Genomic DNA, 6787 nt, shown 5'->3' with positions numbered 1-6787 from the left:
CGGTAGGCGGCACCCACGACACCCTTGCCGTTCTTGCGGGTGTCGTACAGGTCGAAGTTGCCGCCGTAACTGGAGCCGCCTCCGCCTCCTCCACCGTACCCGCCTACCTCTTGCCGGCGCCCGTCGAGGTCGTAGCTGTTGATGGGGTCGAGGGGGTAGGTGTAGGCGGTGGGGTTGCCGCCGGGTTCGGGGTCGAGGCTGGTGAAGGCGCCGCGGGTGGGGTTGTAGTAGCGGTCGCCCATGAGGGTGAGGCCGGCGGTTTCGAGGGTGGTGGAGCGTTGTTTGGCTCCGAGCCATCCGTAGCCGAGGGGCCCGTCGACGTTCATGGTGGCCCAGGGGTTTCTGGGGGTGCCGTACTCGGTGTAGTCGCTCCACCCGTTGATCCGTGTGGCTGCGGCGTCTTGTGACTGGTCGGCGGGGATGGTGAGGGTGGTGGCGGTGTCGCCGTGCAGGGTGGTCAGGGTCAGGTCGACGGCCCCGTCCTGGGCGAGCTGGGCGCCGAGGTCTCCGCCGAGCGACTCAGCGAACCGCGTCGTGGCTGGGGTTCCGCCGTCGGGGGTGATGACGGTCCAGGACGGGTTGTCGGTGCCGTCGGTGTAGTGCCGCACCACGGTCTGGGACTGCACGGCCCCGCCGGTGCTGGTGGTGCGCTGGGTCAGACGCCGACCCGCGACATCGAGGGTGAAGGTGGTGTCGGTGCCGCCCTGCCGCGCGCTGGCGGGGAGGTCGTTGTCGAAGTACCCGAGGGTGATGTCCCCACTGGCCGGGTCGGGGGCGTCGACGGCGGGCACGAGGGTCTGCCGCCCGAGCTCGTCGTACGTGTACGCGCCGACGGCGTTGGTGCCGGTGGTGGGGCGGTCGGCGGTGTCGTACGCGTACGTCTTGTCCAGCACTTGGCTGGGTGTGCTGGCGCAGGAGCCGTCGGCGTGGTCTTCGACGCGGTGGCTGGTCCGGTTCCCGTTCACGCCCAGGGTGCCGTCGAAGCCGTAGGTACGGACCTGGCAGGGGATGCTGCTGGTGGTGCCGTCGGTCGTGGTGGCGTCGGTGTCGGGGGTGACGGTGGTGCCCGTCGTCGTGGCGGTCCGGTCGGTCACCTTGCTGAGGCGTCCGGCCTGGTCGTAGGTGTAGGCGCGGTCGTAGCCGATGGCATCCCCAGGCTTGGCGACGTTGGTGGGGGTGTCGGTGGTGCCGGCCTTCCCGTCGAACGCGGCGCCTTGTCCGGTGTAGTCGCGTACGACGCGGCCGGCGGGGTCGTTGGCCTGGGTCCAGGCCATCCACACGCCGCGGGTGGGGGTGCCGGGGGTGTAGACGGTGTTGCCGTCGGCGTCGGCGCTGGTGGTGTAGGGGGTGACCTGCCCGGTGTAGGCGAGGCCGGTAGGTTCACCGGCGTCGTCGTAGGTGGTGGTCTGCTCGAGCTGGCCGGGCATGCTCTGCCGGTAGAGCTTGCCGTCGGCGTCGTAGGCGCCGGTGTAGGTGATGTCGCCCTTGCCGGCGGAGCGGGTGATGATGACGCGGGTGGTCATCCCGCGGTGCTCGGTCTTCCCGGCGAGGTCGGTGCCGTCGTACCCGTAGCTCGTGGTGCCCTTGGCGTCGGTGACGGACGCGACCCGCCCGGCGGTGTCGTAGCTGGTGGTGGCCTTGTCACCGAGCTGGTTCGTGGTGCTGGTCTGGCGACCCCACGTGTCGAACGTGGCGGACTGGCTGGGCCCGGTCGGTTGCCCGTTGCTGTCGAGCTCGACGGTCCCGGTCGCGATCCCGGTGGCGGGGTCGTAGAGGGTCTTGGTGCCGGGTCGGGCCGCGCTCGAGGCGAGCCCGGCCACGGTCGTCGTGACGGTGTCGGCGCGCCCGTCGAGCAGGTACGTGCTGGTGGTGGTGCGGGTGACGGCGCCGCTGGTCTCCACGGTGGCGGCGGGCGCGAGCTGGTAGGTGTATTTCGTGGCTCGTTCGTCGGGAAGGGTCTGTCCTGGGGGTGGCGCGGCCGGACGAGTAGCGCATGCCAGGCCGGCCCACTCGGGGTGGCCGCCGCAGGCGGCGTCGGCGCCGGTCTGCGCGGCAGCGGTGTAGTAGCTGGTGAGGGTGGTGCCTGCTCCCCCACCGGTGTTCGCCTCGGACGGCTGGCGGGTCTCGGTGGTGCGGCCTTCGGCGTCGTGGAAGGTGCGGGCGGTGATGTCGCCGGCGTCCACGGTTCCGTTCAGGTTCATGTCCGTAGTGGTGGACGTCGAGGCGCCGAGGGTCCAGCCGCTGGTGGCGTCGTCACCGGGTGTCTTGGGCTCGTACCCGGTAATGGTGCGGGCGGTGGTCTCGACGTCGGTGCCGGTGGTGTCGGCCGCGGTCACGGTGACCGTGGTCGCCAGGCCGTACCCGGTGCCGGTCTTGGGGTTCACGCCGTTGTTGGGGGCGCCCTGGTCGTAGAGGGTCTTGGTGTGCGGGCGCACGGTCGTGGTGGTTCCGTCGCGCAGGACTGAGGGCCGCTGGGGTCCCCACACGTCGGTCACGAACGACCCCGCGGGGGCCTTCGCGGGCACACCGGCCACGGTGCTCGTGGTGGTGTCGGGGTTGTAGTCGGTGACGGTGCCGAGCGCGGACGCGTCGTACGCCTGCCCGTCGGGCAGGGGGTTGTCGGCGGTCCAGGCCAGTGCGCGCTGGATCGCGTCGGCGTCCAGCTCGAGGGTGACGTTGCCCTGGGTGTTGTACCGCGTGTATGTGGGCAGCCAGGTGCCGGTGCCGTAGGAGGCGGTGTTGATGGTGTACCCGGCCTGGTCGGTGTAGGACAGGTCGGCGTACCGCCAGTCGTCACCGGTGACGGTGTCGGTGTTGCCGGTGTAGTCGGGGCCGAACACGGCGGCCGCGTAGGTGGGCGGGTTGGTCTGTCCCCAGCGGCTGGTCATGGCGCTGCTCATGTCGGGCAGACCGGCCTGGCCCTGGATCCCGTACCGGACGCGGGTCAGGGCGGTGGCGCCCTGACCGCCCGGGTTGGGGCGGGACACGCTGGCGAGCTTCAACCGGGAGTCGCTGGTGGCGTACGCGAGCTGGTAGGGGGCCTGCCCGGCGGGGGTGATGGTGGTGATCTCGTTCTGGGCGCCGTACGTGTAGCTGGTCCCGAGCCCGGAGCGGGGGTCGGTGACCTTGGTGAGGCGCTTGCTGGCGTCGTAGCTGTAGCAGGCGACCGGGACGGTGGCCATCGACCCGGCCGCGGCGGTGCTGCTGGTGCCGTCGCAGGCCTTCACGGTCAGCGCGTCGGGGGTGTAGATCTCCATCGCGACGGACCCGACCTGCCCGGCCGGTGCCCCGTTGGTGCCGTAGGCGACGCGCAGGGCGCGGCAGCCGGGCTTGAGGCCGGTGGTGCTGCCGTTGTCGGGGCAGTCCGCGGCGGTCATCCCGGCGGGGACGGGCGCCAGGATCCGGGTCACGAGTCCGGTCGTGTTGCGGGTGTAGGTGGTGGTGCCGGACCCGGGCTCGGTGACGGTGGCGGGTGCGAACTGGCCGGCGGCGCCGGTGGTGGGGGCCTTGGTGGCGGTGAACGTGGTGGTGGTGCCGTCGGCCTCGGTGAGGGTGAACGTCTTGGTCTGCTCGTTCCAGGCCAGGGTGGTGCCGTCCAGGGCTGTGTCGTCGTCCGCGGGCACCCACGCCTTGGGGTTCATGGTCGCGCCGGTGCGGCGCAGCCCGTCGACCGGGCGGTAGATGAGGGTGGTGCCGTCCTCGGCGGCGAACACCATGGACCCGTCGATGTGGGTGGCGTCGATCGGGGTCAGCCCGGCCAGGCCGGCGTCCGAGCCGTCCAGGTTCGCGGTCCAGCCCGGCCCGAACACGCTGGCGGCGGGGGTGGCCTGGGCGGTGGTGTTGTTGCCGTACGTGGAGTGGGACCGGGACAGGGTCAGGTCACCGGTGTACCCGGGCACGGACACGTCAGTGGCCGACTGGTTGTACTCGCCGGTGAACAGGGCGACCTGCCCGGGGCCGGCGTCGGACGTGGGGAAGCCGTTGCCGAAGGCGTGCGGGACCCGGGAGATGGTGACCGGGGACGCCGACCAGGTGCACTGGGTGCCGGTGGAGTAGGTGAAGCAGACCTGCACGTCGATCAGGACCGGGACGCGGTCGTTGAGGGTGACCGCGGGGGTCTGGGCGTTGTCGACGTCAGCGGTCATGGAGTCCCACGCCGCCGAATACACCAGCGACGTCGTCGAGGACCCGGTCCCGGTCAGGGACACGCCGGTCAGGCCGGTCGCGTCGTTCCACTTGCCGGTCTCGGTGGTGCCGTACCCGGACACGCGCCACTGGACCTTGCCGGTGACGGTCGTCGCGGAGCCCTTCGGGGGCCCGGCTGCGGCGACCCGGATCGCGCCGGTGGTGGTGGCCGCGACCCGCACGCCGGCGGCGACCTGCTGACCGTCCACGGTGGCGGCGGGGGCCGGGGTGGGGGTGGTCATGGCCGCGTTGCCCCACCCGAGGGTGTGGGTGACGTGGGCGGACAGCTTCCCGGTGATCGAGGCGTTCCACGCCTCGATCGAGTGCCCGCCCGTGGTGGTGGGGATGGTGACGGTGGTCTTGGCGGTTCTCGGGTCGCTGGAGGGGGTGATCGCGACGGTCTTCTCCGCGGCGCCGTCGAGCCGGTAGTGGATGTACGCCGGGGTGCTGGTCGTGGCACCGGCCGCGGTGATCGTGCACGTCACCGGCGCGGTGGGCGCGGTGTCGGTCCACGACCCGCTGGTCTGGTACGGGGCCGGACAGGACACGACCGGCTTGGCGGGGATGCCGGCGGCGGTGCGGAACGTCGTCCACGGCGACCAGGTCCCGTTCCACAGGCCCTGGTCGTCCTGCACCGCGACGCGGGCGTAGTAGACCGCGTTGTCGGACAGGGTGCCGGGCACCGAGCACTTGCCGGCCTGCCCTGAGGCGGCCTTGACCTGGCACGACGTCAGCGGGGTCGCGTTGGTGGCGGCGGTGTTCGTGGTGTGGATCTCGACCTTGAGGGTGACGTCGTTGCCGTCAGGGTCGGTCGCCGCCATCTGGAACTCCGGCGTCAGGTCCGGGGTGTAGATCAACGACGACGTCCAGGTCGGGGCCTTGTACGTCACCGCGGGGAACGTCATCGCTGGGGCCGCGGCAGCGTTCGGCTTGCGGTTGTAGGTGATCGTGAACACCGGCGGCGTCGCCGTCTCTGAGGACGCGAACTTCTTCCACGACCGGATGTCCGTCTCGCTCGCGGCCTTCAACGCCACCGCGCCCGTCGAGGACGACGCGGTCGACCACGCCTGGAACAGGCTCGTCAACGGGACACTCACGTCACCGGCCGGGCACGCGCTCGAGTACCCCTTCGCCGCCGACACCGACCCGTACACGGTCGGGTTGATGTACGGCTGCGCGGTCCATCGGGTCGCCGTCGACGCCGGGTTCGCGGCGAACACGTTCATCCCGGTCGCGGTGCACGAGCTCGACCACGCCTCCCGCAGCCGCAGCGACGCGGACTTCACCTGCAGACCGTGGAAGCTGCCCAGCGGGACGTTCAGGAAGGACCGCGCCACCGTCGACCCGTCATAGGTGCCGGCCTTCAGCTCGGTCGACCCGGACTCGTCGGTGGTGAAGTTCGACTGCACGAACGTGTCGAAGCTCGGCTTGACCGTCAACGACGCGTACGTCGGGTCCACCACGATCGGGAACACCCGCGCCGGGTCGGACGCCCACGCCTTGTCCACGCTCACCGTCAACGTCGCCTGGCCCGGGTTGGCCTGGGCGACAGTCATCTTCACCGGCACCCGGTTCGCGGGGTCGCCCGAGCGGGGATCGACCTTCGCGTCCCACGCAGACGCCGGAGCCAGCCGCGAGACCGTCTTGCCGTGCGCGTCGACGAAGTCCACTCCCCCAACCGGGGTCGGCTTCGCGATCAAGCCCCTGGTCTTCAACGGCACCGTCCACGACAACCCCGTAGCCGGGTTCACCGCGGACTTGTCCTTGACCACGTAGAACGACTCGAACCCGCTCCGCAGCGCGTCCACGCGGTAGTCCACCCCGGTCGCCACGTCCGGCCACGTCGCCGACGCCCCCGACAGGACCGGCTTGCCCATCCGTCCCGTCCACCCCAGCGTCACCTGGCGTCCCGCGCCGTGGTCCACACTCGTGCCCGCCGCGCCAACCCGCACCCCCACCACCGGGCGCTTCGGAGCCACAGAACCGTCCAGCGCCGCCGCCATCGTCAGGTCCACGTCCGCCCACGCGCCCGTGGCGTCCTTCACGCTGGTCTGCCCCACCGACGCGCGCGTGGTGAACGTCCCATCCGGGTTCACCCACGTCCGCGCGAACTCGGACCGCTCCGAGAGAGCCTCCACCGGGGCGCCCTGCGCCCGCGCAGCCACCCGCGCCGACACCACGTCCCGCGCCGAGTCCACCCGCGGCGCCGCCGGCTTGGCCTGCGGGACACGTGCTGGTGGAGCCTCAGGCACCGCAGCCGCAGTCCCATCCGCTGCGACCAACGCGCCCACCGCAACCACGGCCGCCACGAACACCCGACGAGAAGCCAGACCCCACAACGACATGGGAACCCTCCACGAGGCGAAGCCCTTCACCCAGAGCAACGGGGAACCACCACACAGTGACCCAGGACAAGTAAACCTGACCGCACCCTGACACGCCACAGCGGGGTACGCATATTCGTGCGTGTGACGGGAGGAATAGTCAAGACCTGTGGATTGATGTGTCAGGCGGCGTGAGCGTGACCTCCTGATTCGTCGGGTCGTTCGACGAGCTTGCCGTTGCTGAACTCCGCGCCGGCACGGACGAGCGCAACGAGGTG

1 protein-coding gene is annotated in these 6787 nt (G+C 71.1%); it reads right to left on the bottom strand.

Annotation, left to right across the window (positions count from 1 at the left end):
- Positions 1–6437 (bottom strand): DUF6531 domain-containing protein (locus GGG17_RS17285; protein WP_154594524.1); only part of this gene is annotated, 6437 nt, incomplete at its 3' end.
- Positions 6438–6787 lie beyond the last annotated feature (350 nt).

It is taken from the genome of Arsenicicoccus cauae (genome assembly GCF_009707125.1).
Lineage (GTDB): Bacteria > Actinomycetota > Actinomycetes > Actinomycetales > Dermatophilaceae > Arsenicicoccus > Arsenicicoccus cauae.
This window is presented reverse-complemented; position numbering and strand designations above follow the sequence as displayed.